This is a genomic window from Marinobacter shengliensis (assembly GCF_003007715.1).
Classification (GTDB): domain Bacteria; phylum Pseudomonadota; class Gammaproteobacteria; order Pseudomonadales; family Oleiphilaceae; genus Marinobacter; species Marinobacter shengliensis.
Window position 1 is genome coordinate 230110 of sequence record NZ_PXNO01000027.1, and the last position, 14323, is coordinate 244432.

At 58.2% G+C, this 14323-nt stretch carries 14 protein-coding genes; all 14 read left to right on the top strand.

Annotation, left to right across the window (positions count from 1 at the left end; translation table 11 throughout):
* Nucleotides 1-8 precede the first annotated feature (8 nt).
* The 14 genes from flhA (at nt 9) to C7H10_RS14300 (ending at nt 14318) form a co-directional block, all read left to right on the top strand.
* Nucleotides 9-2183 (top strand): flagellar biosynthesis protein FlhA, encoded by a 2175-nt coding sequence (flhA, locus tag C7H10_RS14235; RefSeq protein ID WP_106695410.1) that lies wholly within the window; start codon nt 9-11, stop codon nt 2181-2183.
* 57 nt (nt 2184-2240) lie between these two features.
* Nucleotides 2241-3557, top strand: coding sequence for a flagellar biosynthesis GTPase FlhF (gene flhF, locus C7H10_RS14240; RefSeq protein WP_106695411.1), 1317 nt, complete (start codon nt 2241-2243; stop codon nt 3555-3557).
* Nucleotides 3558-3627: 70 nt separating this feature from the next.
* A complete protein-coding gene (locus C7H10_RS14245; protein ID WP_058090155.1) occupies nt 3628-4440 on the top strand; it encodes a MinD/ParA family protein in 813 nt (270 codons plus the stop codon).
* A 32-nt stretch (nt 4441-4472) separates the two neighbouring features.
* Nucleotides 4473-5216 carry an RNA polymerase sigma factor FliA gene (locus tag C7H10_RS14250; protein ID WP_106695412.1) on the top strand — a complete coding sequence of 248 codons (744 nt, stop codon included), beginning with the start codon at nt 4473-4475 and terminating at the stop codon, nt 5214-5216.
* A gap of 159 nt (nt 5217-5375) precedes the next feature.
* Entirely contained in the window at nt 5376-5759 is a 384-nt protein-coding gene (gene cheY, locus C7H10_RS14255) for a chemotaxis response regulator CheY (protein ID WP_011785448.1), read from the top strand.
* Nucleotides 5760-5779: 20 nt separating this feature from the next.
* Nucleotides 5780-6565 (top strand): protein phosphatase CheZ, encoded by a 786-nt coding sequence (locus tag C7H10_RS14260; protein WP_106696002.1) that lies wholly within the window; start codon nt 5780-5782, stop codon nt 6563-6565.
* Nucleotides 6566-6585: 20 nt separating this feature from the next.
* A complete protein-coding gene (locus C7H10_RS14265; protein WP_106695413.1) occupies nt 6586-8679 on the top strand; it encodes a chemotaxis protein CheA in 2094 nt (697 codons plus the stop codon).
* Between the two features lie 44 nt (nt 8680-8723).
* Complete coding sequence (locus tag C7H10_RS14270; RefSeq protein WP_106695414.1) at nt 8724-9890, top strand: protein-glutamate methylesterase/protein-glutamine glutaminase; 1167 nt, start codon at nt 8724-8726, stop codon at nt 9888-9890.
* Nucleotides 9890-10630, top strand: coding sequence for a flagellar motor protein (locus C7H10_RS14275; RefSeq protein WP_058090151.1), 741 nt, complete (start codon nt 9890-9892; stop codon nt 10628-10630). Before C7H10_RS14270 ends, C7H10_RS14275 begins: the two co-directional genes overlap by 1 nt.
* Before the next feature lie 17 nt (nt 10631-10647).
* Nucleotides 10648-11430, top strand: coding sequence for a flagellar motor protein MotD (gene motD / locus C7H10_RS14280; protein ID WP_072677651.1), 783 nt, complete (start codon nt 10648-10650; stop codon nt 11428-11430).
* 187 nt (nt 11431-11617) lie between these two features.
* Nucleotides 11618-12415 carry a ParA family protein gene (locus C7H10_RS14285; RefSeq protein ID WP_072677650.1) on the top strand — a complete coding sequence of 266 codons (798 nt, stop codon included), beginning with the start codon at nt 11618-11620 and terminating at the stop codon, nt 12413-12415.
* Entirely contained in the window at nt 12408-13211 is an 804-nt protein-coding gene (locus C7H10_RS14290) for a chemotaxis protein CheW (protein ID WP_106695415.1), read from the top strand. The genes C7H10_RS14285 and C7H10_RS14290 overlap by 8 nt, the downstream gene beginning before the upstream one ends.
* Nucleotides 13212-13371: 160 nt before the next feature.
* Complete coding sequence (locus C7H10_RS14295; RefSeq protein WP_072677648.1) at nt 13372-13860, top strand: chemotaxis protein CheW; 489 nt, start codon at nt 13372-13374, stop codon at nt 13858-13860.
* A 65-nt stretch (nt 13861-13925) separates the two neighbouring features.
* Complete coding sequence (locus tag C7H10_RS14300) at nt 13926-14318, top strand: DUF2802 domain-containing protein (protein ID WP_061331825.1); 393 nt, start codon at nt 13926-13928, stop codon at nt 14316-14318.
* Nucleotides 14319-14323: the final 5 nt, after the last annotated feature.

A 14323-nucleotide genomic window follows, 5' to 3' on the forward strand; every position in this document is an offset into this window, starting at 1 on the left:
TATCCAGCATGGACAGAGCGTTAGTTCTGAGTAACGTCAAAACCCTGACGCGGGGCAGTATCGGTATTCCACTGATGCTTATGGGCTTGTTGGGCATGATGATCCTGCCCATGCCGGCCTTCCTGCTGGACGTGTTCTTTACCTTCAACATCACCTTGTCCATCGTCATTCTGCTGGTGTGTGTGTACGCGCTTCGGCCGATGGAGTTCGCGTCGTTCCCGACGGTACTGCTGGTTGCCACGCTCCTGCGCCTGGGGTTGAACGTTGCCTCTACCCGGATTGTCCTGCTCAACGGTCACGAAGGTGGTGATGCTGCCGGTAAGGTGATCGAATCGTTCGGTGAGGTTCTGATTGGCGGGAACTATGCGGTTGGTCTGGTGGTGTTTGCCATCCTGATGATCATCAACTTCCTGGTAGTCACCAAGGGTGCCGGCCGGGTGTCGGAAGTCAGTGCCCGTTTTACCCTGGACGCCATGCCCGGCAAACAGATGGCCATTGATGCGGATTTGAACGCGGGCCTGATCAACCAGGACGAGGCCAAAAGCCGCCGTTCGGAGATTGCCCAGGAAGCCGATTTCTATGGATCCATGGATGGTGCGTCCAAGTTTGTAAAGGGCGATGCCATTGCGGGGTTGCTGATTCTTGCGATCAATATCATTGGTGGTATCTCGATCGGCATGCTCCAGCATGGCCTGGACTTTGGCCTGGCGATGCAGCGGTACGCGCTGCTGACCATTGGTGACGGCCTGGTTGCCCAGATTCCATCACTGTTGCTGTCTACTTCCGCTGCCATCATGGTAACGCGGGTAACGGCCAGCCAGGACATGGGCGGGCAGATCATTCATCAGATGTTCAACGCGCCCAAGGCCATCGGTATTGCCGCAGTCATCCTGATTATCCTGGGTCTGATTCCGGGCATGCCCCATGTTGCCTTCCTGGGATTGGGCAGCCTTGCCGCCGGTGCGGCCTGGCTGATCTGGAAAAAGCAAAGCCAGACTGTGGAAGAAGAGGGCGTTTACGCCGGTCGTGGCGGCATGGCTGGTGGAGCGCCCCGTGCCGGTGGCGAGGTGGTTCAGGATCGGTCCGGCGCAGAAGGACAGGCGCTGCCGGCGCCCGGTGAAACCCGGGAGCTGGGCTGGGATGATGTGGCGACCGTTGACATAGTTGGTCTGGAAGTGGGCTACCGGCTGATTCCTCTGGTCGATAAATCCCAGGGCGGGCAGCTGCTCAGTCGCATCAAGGGGGTTCGGAAAAAACTGTCTCAGGATCTGGGTTTCCTGATGCCGTCAGTGCACATTCGGGACAATCTGGACCTGATGCCAAACGTCTACCGCATTACCCTGATGGGGGTGACCATTGCCGAGGCGGAGATTCACCCGGAACGTGAGCTGGCCATTGATCCGGGCCAGGTGTTTGGCAAGGTGGAAGGCATTGCAGGCAAAGATCCGGCCTTTGGCCTGGATGCCATCTGGATTGAGCCAGACAAGAAAGACCAGGCCCAGACCCTGGGCTATACCGTGGTGGATGCCAGCACGGTGGTGGCTACCCACCTTAACCAGATTCTGCAAAAGCACGCCCATGAACTTATCGGTCATGAAGAGGCCCAGAAGTGGCTGGACCAGTTGGAGAAAATGGCTCCGAAACTGGCGGAGGAGCTGGTGCCTACGACGATTTCCGTGAGCGTCCTGCTGCGGGTACTGCAGAACCTGCTCCGGGAAGAAGTGCCGGTCAGGGATATGCGCTCCATTGCCGAGGCCATTGTTAACGTGCACCCCAGAAGCCAGGACCCGAAACTGTTGACCACCCTGGCTCGCCAGGCGCTTCGCCGAATGATCGTTCAGAGCATCTGTGGCAACGATGCCGAGATTCCGGTGATCACTCTGGATCCCGATCTGGAACAGTTATTGCTTAAGTCTGTTCAGCAGAGTCAACAATCCGGCGGACAGGAAGATATTGGCCTGGTGCTTGAGCCCAACATGGTGGAAAAGCTGCAGCGGTCTCTTCAGGACAGTGTTCAGCGCCAGGAAATGCTGGGCAAGCCGGCGATTCTTCTGGTTTCCGGGCCCTTGCGGCCAGTGCTGGCAAAGTTTGCCAGTTATGGGGTAGAGCGTTTGCATGTGCTCTCGTACCAGGAAATTCCGGATAACAAACAGATAACGATAGTCGCCTCAGTTGGCCAGTAAGGCCGGCAGGGCAAGGCGAACACCCGATTCGGGCACGCCGGTGGAGGATGAGACGCTATGAAAGTACAACGGTTTTTTGCAAAGACCATGGCCGAAGCCCTGAAACAGGTCAGTCATGAGATGGGGCCGGATGCCGTTATTTTGTCCAATCGCCGGGTGGACGGAGGCGTCGAAATTGTGACGGCCCTGGACTATGACGAAAATATGGCACGCCAGCGCCTTGGCGAGAAAGCGGCACAGGCCACCAACGGCTCGCGCCTGGCGGAGCTGCAGGCAGACCAGCATCGTCGGTTGGAAGAAGAGTTGAACCGATCGCGCAGTCGCATTCGCGAAGTGCGGGAGAAGCGGGCGGGTGTCGGCGCGGAATATGATCGTGCACTGGCTGATGACCGGCCGGCTGCCGACGGGTCAGGTGAGTTGGCTGGTGGATCGACCTCGGTGGGCAATGCGGGTGGCCGACCAGAGGCGGGCTACTCGGATGAGTTGGCGAGCATGAGAGCGGAAATCAACTCCCTGAGAGAGATGGTCGGCGGCCGTACCTCGGTACCCGAGAAGCCTGCAGTCGCGGCATCCAATGCGGTTCAGCAGAGGCTTGCAGAGCGGCTGCAGGAATTTGGTCTGGGTGCGGAGCTGGCAACCTCGCTGTCTCGTCAGCATCGCGCCGGCAGGTTGGAAGACGGTTGGAAGCAATCCCTGAAGATGCTGGCCACCGGCGTACGTACCGCTCGGGAAGACTGGCTTGAGGCCGGCGGCGTCTATGCGCTGGTGGGGCCAACCGGGTCTGGGAAGACCACCACCATTGGCAAGCTGGCAGCCCAATATGTACTGGAGCATGGGCCGGATTCCCTGGCGTTGGTCACCACCGATCGCTACCGGGTGGCAGCCCATGAACAGCTGTTTGTGTTTGGCCGTATTCTCAATGTTCCGGTCCGGGTTGTGGACGAGAGTCATTCCCTGGATGACATTCTGGACGAATTGTCAGACCGGCACCTGGTTCTGATTGATACTGCCGGGCTGACCAGCTCGGATCGCGGTTATCAGGAACAGCTGGCGGAGTTGGCCCGGAGCGATCACAATATCCGTACCCATCTGGTCGTGTCTGCCACCAGCCAGCCGCGCATCATGAAATCCGTGTGGCATTGCTATAAGATGGCAAACCTTGCAGGCTGCGTCATGACCAAGATTGACGAAGCGCTGACACTGGGTGAGTCTTTGGGCTTTGTCATGGAAACCGGCCTGCCAGTGGCATGGTATACCGATGGCCAGAAGATTCCCGAAGACCTGCACCGGGCAGAGGCCATTCCTCTGGTGCGGTTGGGCGTAGAACGCCTGAAAACAATGCAGCACGGCCAGGCCGTTGCAGAAGGGGCCTGAGGCCCGGTGGTACAGCCGGTGCGCTGCCGTTTGTGCCCACACAAGAACGCAGTAAGAGACTGATAACAGTATGAGCAGACCACATCCGGTTCAGGTGATTGCGGTTACCGGCGGCAAGGGCGGTGTCGGCAAGAGTAATGTGTCCGTCAACCTCGGTATCGCGCTGGCCCAGAAAGGCCGGCGGGTGGTGTTGCTGGATGCAGACCTTGGCCTTGCCAATATCGACGTGCTGTTGGGCATTACCGCCAATCGCAATCTGCAGGATGTGCTCAGTGGCGAGTGCGACCTCAAGGACGTTCTGGTCAACGGCCCGGGTGGTATCAAGATTGTCCCCGCATCGTCCGGCACCCAGCGTATGACCCAGTTGAGCCCGATGGAACATGCAGGGCTGATCAACGCCTTCAGCGAGCTGGGTGACCAGATTGATGTGCTGATTGTTGACACAGCAGCCGGTATTTCCGAGTCGGTCGTCAGTTTCCTGCGGGCCTCCCAGGAATTGCTGCTGGTGGTGTGCGATGAGCCTACCTCCATTACCGATGCCTATGCCCTGATCAAACTGATGAATCGCGACTACGGCACCAACCGTTTCCGTATTCTGGCGAATCAGGTGCGAAATGAGCAGGAAGGCCGGCATCTGTATGAAAAACTGACCCGTGTCACCGAGCGTTTCCTTGATGTAGCACTACAATATGTAGGTATCGTGCCTTACGACGAAGCCGTCAAAAAAGCCGTTCAGCGGCAGCGGGCCGTTCTGGATGCCTATCCACGGGCTAAGGCGTCGCTGGCGATCCGTGCCCTGGCAGAGAAAGTGGACAGCTGGCCGCTGCCATCATCGCCAAGAGGGCATCTGGAGTTTTTCGTGGAGCGGCTCGTCGAAGTCTGATCTGAATCCAGTCCTATAAGAAAACCGGATACATGACATTGGCGAAAAACCTGGGAATCTACCATCAGGCTGGCGCAAAAGGCCCCTCTCAGCTGATTGAGGAGCATGCGCCGCTGGTCAAGAAAATCGCCCTTCATCTGATGGCCCGTTTGCCGGCCTCGGTTCAGCTTGAAGATCTCATGCAGGCCGGCATGATTGGCCTGCTGGAAGCTGCGCAACGATACTCAACCGGCAAGGGTGCCACCTTTGAAACCTACGCAGGCATTCGTATCCGCGGTGCCATGGTGGATGAAATCCGCAAGGGCGACTGGGTTCCCCGCTCTGTTCATCGCAATGCCCGCCGTATCGCGGCAGCCATCAAAACCGTGGAAGACCGCACCGGGCGCGAGGCCCAGGATGTCGATGTTGCCGAAGAGCTGGGCATTGACCTGTCGGAATATCATGCGTCCCTGGCAGACGCCAACAGTGGCCGACTTTTTAGCCTTGATGAGCTCAATGAATCCGGGGAGCTGCCGATAGAAGAAACAGAGGCCAGCGATAATCCCCTGGATGGCATTTCATCAAATGCATTCCAGAAAAGCCTGGCAGAGGCAATCGAAGAGCTTCCTGAGCGAGAAAAGCTGGTGTTGAGCCTCTACTACCAGGAAGAGCTCAACCTGAAGGAAATCGGCGCGGTGCTGGGCGTCAGCGAGAGCCGGGTCAGCCAGATTCATAGCCAGGCGGCCCTTCGTCTCAGGGGGCGGTTGTCCGATTGGCGGGAAGACGAGCCAGAATAAACCGGGCCGGCGCTGACCGCGCGGCGCGTAACTGTGTAGATTTTGGTAACCGGCGCTTTACAACGCGGCCAAACACCACACAATAAGCGGTTAAAGCAGCGGCCTGCTAGACTTTCAAAAGGCTTAATGAAATCCGGGTGTTACTGACTGGAGGTCCCATTGGACAAAAACATGAAAATTCTCATTGTGGATGACTTTTCCACAATGCGGCGAATCATCAAGAATCTGCTGCGCGATCTTGGCTTCACCAATACGGATGAAGCGGACGATGGCAACACTGCATTGCCCATGCTCAGGAGCGGCAAGTACGACTTCCTGGTGACCGACTGGAACATGCCTGGCATGTCGGGTTTTGATCTGCTCAAGGCGGTGCGGGCAGACGAGAACCTGAAGAATCTGCCGGTGCTGATGGTAACCGCGGAGGCCAAGCGTGACCAGATTGTGGCGGCGGCGCAGGCCGGCGTTAACGGGTACGTCGTCAAACCGTTTACCGCTGCCGTTCTCAAGGAAAAGATTGAGAAGATCTTCGAGCGAATCCAGTAACCAGAGGTCGGATGGCTGTCATGACTGACAAGAACGAGAACCATCAGGGCCTCGACCCGGAGGTAACCGAAAAGCTCCAGCAGCAAAGCTCCGAACTGGCCGAATGCATCAGTTCCGGCGATTACGCCCGTGCGATGTCGGTGATCAACGAGCTTAGTGAAGTTCGCGACCAGAGCCTCTATCGGGAAGTGGGGCGGTTGACCCGGAGCCTGCACGAGGCTATCCGGAATTTTCAGATAGACGCCCGCAGTGCCGAGCAGAAAGAAGCCCTGTCCAAGATGTCCGATGCCTCGGATCGGCTGGCCTACGTTGTCCAGATGACCAGCCAGGCGGCCAATCGCACCATGGACCTGGTCGAAGAAAGCATGCCGGTGGCGCATACCATGCGCGACGAAGCGACCGCCCTGCGAGACGAATGGCAGCGGTTGCGCCGTCGGGAAATGGAGCCGGCAGAATTCCGGGAGCTGTACGGCCGCATTGATCGCTTCTTTGCGGGCCTGGCCACAGATTCCGATACCCTGTACAGCAACCTGTCAGAAATCCTTCTGGCCCAGGACTTCCAGGATCTTACCGGGCAGGTTATCCAGAAAGTCACGGCTCTTGTGAAAGAAGTCGAAGAGAACCTGCTTGGCCTGGTGGTGATGGCCAGCCACGTGGACCAGCTCACCGGCACCGTGCACCAGATTGAAGAAAAAGAAGAATCGGCCGAAAAAGGGGTAGGGCCTCAGATCAAGGCTGAGGAGCGTGATGATGTAGTTTCGGGGCAGGACGACGTTGATGACCTGTTATCCAGTCTCGGTTTCTGAACGATTATAGAGGGTGACGCATGGCGTTTGATGCCGACGAAGAGATCCTGCAGGACTTCCTGGTTGAAGCCGGCGAGATTCTCGAAAAGCTGTCCGAGCAGCTGGTAGATCTTGAGCAGCATCCGGATGACAGCAACCTGCTCAACGCCATCTTCCGTGGTTTCCACACGGTCAAGGGCGGTGCCGGGTTCCTGCAGCTCGAAGCGCTGGTCAACTGCTGTCACTCTGCGGAAAATGTGTTCGATATCCTCCGTAACCACAAGCGCAAGGTCACATCCGAATTGATGGACGTGGTGCTGGAAGCTCTGGACCACGTCAACGCCATGTTTGATCAGGTTCGTAACCGTGAAGAGCCGACTCCGGCTCCGGACGAATTGATCGCTGCGCTGGATGAACTTGCCAAGCCGGAAGGCGACACGGCAGCGCCGGCACCGGCAACGCCAGAACCCGAACCTGCCGCCGGTGCGGGCAATGATTCCGGCGATATTACCGACGAAGAGTTTGAGCAACTGCTGGATGCCCTGGCCGATGAAAAAGGTGCAGAGCAACAGCCGGCGGCCGCACCGGAAAACACCTCCGCCAACGACGCCGGGTCAGACGGCGACGAGATCACCGACGACGAATTTGAAGCCCTGCTGGACCAGTTGCATGGTAAAGGCCAGTTTGCTGGCCCCCCGGTTGTTGATAACGACACCCCGCCGGAGCCGGAACCAGAAGAGCCGGCAAAATCATCCACTGGCGATGATCTGATCACCGATGACGAGTTTGAAAACCTGCTGGATGAGCTGCATGGCAAAGGCAAGAGCCCTGGTGCGGCCCCCGCAGCGGAGACCAAACCTGAGCCTGCGGCCAAGCCTGAGCCAAAGAAGCCGGAACCAAAACAGCCGGAACCCGCCAGGCAGGAAGCCAAGCCGGCAGCCCCCTCCGCCCCGGCAAGAGATGCGGCGCCCGCAGCCGAGACCACCGTGCGGGTGGATACCAAGCGCCTTGACGACATCATGAATATGGTGGGTGAGCTGGTACTGGTCCGTAATCGCCTGCAGCGCCTGGGCTCCGAGAGCGAAGATGAACATATGCACAAGGCGGTCGCCAACCTCGACGTGGTGACCACCGATTTGCAGGCGGCGGTCATGCAGACCCGCATGCAACCGATCAAAAAGGTATTCGGGCGCTTCCCACGGGTGGTACGAGACCTGGCCCGAGGGCTGAAGAAAGAAATCAACCTGGTGATGCACGGGGAAGAAACCGACCTGGACAAGAACCTGGTCGAAGCGCTGTCCGACCCGCTGGTTCACCTGGTCAGAAACTCCGTTGATCATGGCATTGAAATGCCAGAGGTGCGGGAAAAGGCCGGTAAGCCCCGGGCAGGCACTGTGACCCTGTCTGCGGAACAGGAGGGGGATCATATCCTGCTTTCCATCTCTGACGATGGCGCGGGTATGAACCCTGATGTTCTGCGCCGAAAAGCGGTGGAGAAAGGACTGTACGACCAGGACGCCGCAGATCGACTGACTGATAACGAGTGTTTTAACCTGATTTTTGCCGCCGGTTTCTCGACCAAGGAACAGATATCCGATGTTTCTGGCCGAGGCGTGGGCATGGACGTGGTGAAAACCAAGATCGGCCAACTTAACGGCCAGATCAACATCGTGTCTGAACAGGGCAAGGGCACCAGCATTATTATCAAGGTGCCGCTCACCCTGGCGATCATGCCTACGCTGATGATCATGCTGGGCGATCAGTCTTTTGCCTTGCCCCTGGTGAACGTGGTTGAAATTTTCCATCTGGATCTGTCGAAAACGAACATCGTCGATGGCCGGGAATGCATTGTGGTGCGTGACAAGGTATTCCCGTTGTTCCACATCAAGCGCTGGCTGGTACATGGCGCGGCTGGCCAGAAAGAGCCGGAAAACGCCCATGTGGTGATTGTGGCCATGGGTACAAAGCAGGTCGGGTTTGTGGTGGACCAGCTGATCGGCCAGGAAGAGGTGGTGATCAAGCCCCTGGGGCGGGCGTTACAGGGTACGCCCGGTATGGCCGGGGCCACCATCACCGGTGACGGCCGCATTGCCCTGATTATTGACGTACCCAGCCTTCTTCAACATTACGGTTAGCGGTCCCGGGGCAGATAACATGCAGGATTGTTTAGGAGAAATGGATGACAGTTTCTGTCCTGGTCGTTGATGATTCAGGGTTCTTTCGCAAACGGCTGACGGAAATCCTCACGGCCTCGGGGCAAATCGAGGTTGTTGGTGCGGCAACCAATGGCCGTGAAGGGGTGGAGCTGGCTGAAAAGCTGCGCCCTGATGTGATTACCATGGACTACGAAATGCCCGTGATGGATGGTATTTCGGCGGTTCGTGAAATCATGAAAAAGCACCCGACCCCAGTGTTGATGTTCTCATCTCTGACGTATGAGGGTGCGCGGGTTACTCTGGATGCCCTGGAAGCCGGGGCAGTGGACTTCCTGCCCAAGAACTTCGAGGAAATTGCCCGGGATACCAGCCAACTTCAGAAAATCCTCATCGATCGGATTCTTGACGTGGCAGGCAGCAAGCCCAGCGGTCGTTCTGCGGCCCCGGCTGCACGCCCGGCAGCTCCGCGTCCCGGGGTTACGCGCCCGGCTGCCCCGCAGCCTCCAGAGCGGCCCGCCAGACCGGTAACCCGCGACCGCTCAGCCCCGGCCCCAGTCCAGCCAGAGCCGACCCGCGAGCCGGAAACTCCAAGACGGCCCTCCCGGAAAGCCGCACCAAGACATTACAGCGTGGTTGCAATTGGCACTTCCACGGGAGGACCGGTGGCGTTACAGAAGGTCTTGACCGCGCTGCCGGCCTCTTTCCCGGCTCCCATTGTGCTGGTTCAGCACATGCCTGCCAGCTTTACCCCGGCTTTTGCCGAGCGCCTGAACAAACTTTGCCGTATTCAGGTCAAGCAGGCCGAAGATGGCGATATCCTGAAGCCTGGCCATGCCTTGTTGGCGCCTGGCGGCAAGCAGATGATGATCGAAAATCGTGGCGGTCAGGCGAGAGTCAGGATCCTGCCGGGTGACGAACGGCTGAATTACAAACCCTGTGTGGATGTCACTTTCGGTTCTCTCGCCCGAAGCTTCCCGGGGAAAACCCTGGGCGTCATCCTGACGGGAATGGGAGCAGACGGTAAGGAAGGCTGCCGGATGATGAAGCAGTCTGGCTCAGTGGTCTGGTCCCAGGATGAGAAATCCTCGGTCATCTACGGCATGCCCATGGCCGTTGCCAAGGCCGGATTGAGTGACGAAATCCTGCCGCTTGATGAAGTTGGCCCCCGGCTGGTTGAAGGCGTGAGCTGATGGATATTCTGAGCCTGCTGGGTATCATCCTTGCGTTTGTAGCCATCCTGGGTGGCAACCTGCTGGAAGGTGGTGCGGTCGGGTCCCTGTTCAACGGGCCCGCCGGGCTGATTGTGGTTGGGGGCACACTGGCGGCCACCATTCTGCAAACCTCCTGGCCCATGCTCAAGCGGGCCATGACGCAGATTCGCTGGGTATTCGTACCGCCCTATATCAGCCTGGAAGATGGTATTGGCAAGGTTATCGACTGGAGCGTCAAGGCTCGTAAGCAGGGTTTGCTGGGCCTTGAAGGCCTGGCAGAGCGGGAGCCGGAGAAATTTGCCCGCAAGGGGCTGCAATTGCTGGTTGATGGCGCTGAGCCGGAAGCCATCCGCAGCATTATGGAAGTGGATCTGGAATCCCGTGAGCAGCGGGATCTTGAGGCGGCGCGTATCTATGAAGCCATGGGTGGTTATTCGCCGACGATCGGTATCATTGGGGCGGTCATGGGCCTGATTCAGGTGATGACCAACCTTGAAGACCCGCAGTCTCTGGGTAGCGGCATTGCCACCGCGTTTGTAGCCACCATCTACGGCGTGGCCCTGGCCAACCTGCTGTTTTTCCCTGTCGCCAACAAGTTGCGAAGTATCGTCAAGGAACGTACCCGCTACGAAGACATGATGATCGATGGCATCATCGCCATCGCTGAGGGTGAGAACCCGAAATCCATTGAACTGAGGCTGCGGGGCTTCCTGCAGTAATCAGGACGGACTAGCCTATGCGTCGGCGCAGACAACCCCAGGATGACCTGCACAACAAGGAGCGTTGGCTGATCTCCTATGCGGATTTCATCACGCTTCTGTTCGCTTTTTTTGTTGTCATGTACTCGGTGTCTTCCGTTAACGAGGGTAAATACAAAGTTCTGTCCGAAACCCTGACAGGCGTGTTTAACGCCCCCCAGCGCTCGGTGCAGCCTGTCCAGGTGGGCGACCAGCCACTGCGGGCCCAGACCAGTTCACCAGAAGACGTTATTCCCCCGCCGGTCACCGAGGCGCCGCGCAATCCTCAACTGGATGCCGAAAGCCGCACACAAGCCCTCAGAACCATGGCAGATCAACTGACTATGGAGTTTGATGAACTGATCAGCCAGGGCGTGGTCAGCCTGGAAACCAATGAACAGTGGTTGGAACTCAACCTGCCAAACAGCATGCTGTTCAGTAGTGGCGACGCCGAACCTCACTATGACGCGTTCCAGGTGATCGAGAAGATCGCGACGGTGCTTCGCAACCGGGATAATGCCATCAAGGTGGAGGGGTTTACCGATAACCAGCCAATCAGAACCAGCCGGTTTCCATCCAATTGGGAGCTTTCCAGCGCCAGGGCATCGGCCGTGGCTCGTATGTTGATGATGGAAGGTGTAGAGCCCGAACGTCTGGCGGCGGTGGGTTACGGCCAGTACCAGCCGGTAGCGAGAAACGACACCGAGGAAGGGCGGCGCCGTAATCGCCGGGTTGTGCTTCTGATTTCCCGAGACGCCAGTATTCGTGGTGCCGTTCGCTAATCTGCCGGTGGCAGATGCGTATGGCCGAACTGGCACGCTTCCTGTATTACAGTCTTTTTATCATCCGGATCGGCAAAGGCTTGCCGCGTAAAACGGACAGCGGACAGTCAAGTTTCGGGCCCGCGTGCCGATATGGTCAATAGCGGCCGGTATTTCCGTCGGGCATAGCCAAACTGGAGTGACAAGAGTGCGAATCTGGGCTGTAGCCAATCAAAAAGGTGGTGTAGGTAAGACAACCTCGGTGGTAGCCCTGGGCGGGTTGTTGGCCGAACGCGGCAAACGCGTGCTGGTGGTCGACCTGGACCCCCATGGCTCTCTGACCAGCTGGTTCGGGTATGACCCCGATTCGCTGGCACATAGCGTCTTCGATCTGTTCCAGCACCAGGGCAAGGTGCCGGATGGCTTGCCTGCCCAGCTGATTACCGAGACCAGTTGTCCGAATCTGTCGTTGCTGCCGGCCAGCACAGCCCTGGCCACCCTTGAGCGACGGATGATTGGCGTGGAGGGGATGGGGTTGATTGTTTCCCGGGCCCTGGCGCAACTCTGGGATGACTTTGACTACGTGATACTGGACAACACCCCGTCGTTGGGCGTGTTGATGGTCAATGCCCTGGCGGCGGCCCAGCACCTGATCATTCCGGTACAGACCGAGTTCCTGGCGATCAAGGGCCTGGAGCGCATGCTGCACACCTTGCAAATGATCATGCGTTCCCAGAAGAACGAATTGGCGTACACCATTGTGCCCACGCTCTACGATCGCCGTACCCAGGCCTCAGTGAAGAGCCTGAATCTGTTGCGTAAAACCTACGGCGATAAGCTCTGGCGTTTTGCCATTCCGGTGGACACCAAGTTCCGGGATGCCAGCCAGGCCGGTGTTATTCCATCGGCACTGGATGCAGACACCCATGGCGTTCGAGCCTACCGGCACCTGCTTGACGATGTTCTGGCGTTAACCGCTACCGCGAAGGAGCGGCGGCATGGCTGACAAAAAAATGGCACAGCTGGCCACGCCTGATGCGGCGATCGCCAGCTACCTCGACGAACTTCTGCACACGGCAACCAGCAGTGCCCAGGTGCAAGAACCCGAAAAGGTTCAGCCTGCGCCGGAACCCAAGACCGAAACCATAGCCAGAGTCCGGGAAAAAACGGCCGAGATAGTGAAACGGGAGCCTGCCCCGGTTATCGAGAAGGCGCCGCCCGCACCGCCGGTGTCCGCTGAGGTTGTGCTGCCTCAGGTGCAAGAGGTTCGGCAGCCGGAGGTCGCAGTGGCAACCACCCCGGAGCCGGTGCCAGCCAGCACGGAACCGCCGACCCGGCCAGAGTGGTCCCATGGGCCGTTTGAGTGCCTGATTTTTACGGTGGCGGGCCTGCAGCTTGCGGTACCCCTGGTCCTGCTTGGTGCCATTCATCGGATTGAAGAAGAAATCCGGCCCATTCCCGGCAGCCCCCGGTGGTACATGGGCATTCGCCCGGATCGTGACCATAATCTGCGGGTGGTCGACACCGCAGAATGGATTATGGCTGGGCGGGTTCCTGCCGGTGCCCGTGATAATTATCGGTTTGTGATCCGTCTGGATGACAGCGATTGGGGCCTGGCCTGTGACGATGTTGCCCAATCGTTCACCCTCAAGCCAGATGAGGTTCGCTGGCGCACCGCGCGTAGCAAGCGGCCCTGGCTGGCTGGAACCGTGATTGATCACATGTGCGCGTTGATTGATGTCAGAACCATGGCGCATCTGTTGGTGAGAGCCGAGCGGGAGCACCATCTGGATCTGAGTTGAGTTGAGGTGACCGCGTACAGGCGGAAACTGTACAGATTGGTTACTGAAAGAAACCGTGCAAGGCTGGCACGGTTTGTGCCCTTAACTATAGTATTGGGCACTGATGATGAATTTTTGACGATCAGGTTGCCCGCCGGGCAGCCGAGAAGGAGAGAGCGCTATGGCATCCCCGAGCGGACAAGTAAATCAGGCCCAGGATGATCAGGTACTGCAGTACGTGACCTTCCGCCTGGATGATGAGACCTACGGCATCAACGTGATGCAGATCCAGGAAGTACTTCGGTATACCGAGATTGCTCCGGTACCGGGTGCCCCGGATTACGTGCTGGGCATCATCAACCTGCGGGGCAACGTGGTTACGGTTATTGACACCCGTCGGCGCTTCGGCCTGGCGGACGCAGAAGTGACGGATGCCACGCGAATTGTAGTGATGGAATCCTCCAGCCAGGTCATGGGTATTCTGGTGGATTCAGTGGCGGAGGTGGTCTATCTCAAGGCCAGTGAAATTGAAACTGCACCGAACGTGGGTAACGAGGAAAGTGCCAAGTTTATCCAGGGCGTGTGCAACAAGAATGGCGAGCTGATTATTCTCGTCGAGTTCGACAAAATGTTGTCAGACCACGAGTGGGCTGAAATCGCATCGCTGTAAGGGCCTCTCCTTCCAGCGCTCCCGATGGACGTCTTCCGTGGTGACACACAAGGGAGACGTCTGTCATGAGTTATACCATTCCTTCCTGGCTCCCCTGGGGCCTGACTGCAGTCGCGATTGGCCTGGTCCTGGTTCAGGGTGTCATCCACGGGCGTCAGATCAGCGCATTGCGGGCTTCAACAAAACAGCGATGCGACACCCTGGGCCGTGAATTGCACGCTACGACCAGCGGCAGCATGGGCGTCGGCCAGCGCCTGGTGGCCTGCGAACGGCAACTGCACGAATTGCGTAATGCCCTGGATGAAATGCGCCAGAACGACCCACTGAGAATTTCCTACGACGAAGCAGCGCGCCTGGTTGATCTTGGTGCAGATATCGACGATCTTATGAATACGTGCGGAATATCCCGCCCCGAGGCCGAACTGGTGTCAGCACTGAAGAAACGTCAGGCGGCCTGATCCAA

Coding starts and splice junctions, on each gene's coding strand:
- flhA (WP_106695410.1), top strand. CDS start 9: ATGGACAGAGCGTTAGTTCTGAGTAACGTCAAAACCCTGACGCGGGGC.
- flhF (WP_106695411.1), top strand. CDS start 2,241: ATGAAAGTACAACGGTTTTTTGCAAAGACCATGGCCGAAGCCCTGAAA.
- C7H10_RS14245 (WP_058090155.1), top strand. CDS start 3,628: ATGAGCAGACCACATCCGGTTCAGGTGATTGCGGTTACCGGCGGCAAG.
- C7H10_RS14250 (WP_106695412.1), top strand. CDS start 4,473: ATGACATTGGCGAAAAACCTGGGAATCTACCATCAGGCTGGCGCAAAA.
- C7H10_RS14260 (WP_106696002.1), top strand. CDS start 5,780: ATGACTGACAAGAACGAGAACCATCAGGGCCTCGACCCGGAGGTAACC.
- C7H10_RS14265 (WP_106695413.1), top strand. CDS start 6,586: ATGGCGTTTGATGCCGACGAAGAGATCCTGCAGGACTTCCTGGTTGAA.
- C7H10_RS14270 (WP_106695414.1), top strand. CDS start 8,724: ATGACAGTTTCTGTCCTGGTCGTTGATGATTCAGGGTTCTTTCGCAAA.
- C7H10_RS14275 (WP_058090151.1), top strand. CDS start 9,890: ATGGATATTCTGAGCCTGCTGGGTATCATCCTTGCGTTTGTAGCCATC.
- motD (WP_072677651.1), top strand. CDS start 10,648: ATGCGTCGGCGCAGACAACCCCAGGATGACCTGCACAACAAGGAGCGT.
- C7H10_RS14290 (WP_106695415.1), top strand. CDS start 12,408: ATGGCTGACAAAAAAATGGCACAGCTGGCCACGCCTGATGCGGCGATC.
- C7H10_RS14295 (WP_072677648.1), top strand. CDS start 13,372: ATGGCATCCCCGAGCGGACAAGTAAATCAGGCCCAGGATGATCAGGTA.
- C7H10_RS14300 (WP_061331825.1), top strand. CDS start 13,926: ATGAGTTATACCATTCCTTCCTGGCTCCCCTGGGGCCTGACTGCAGTC.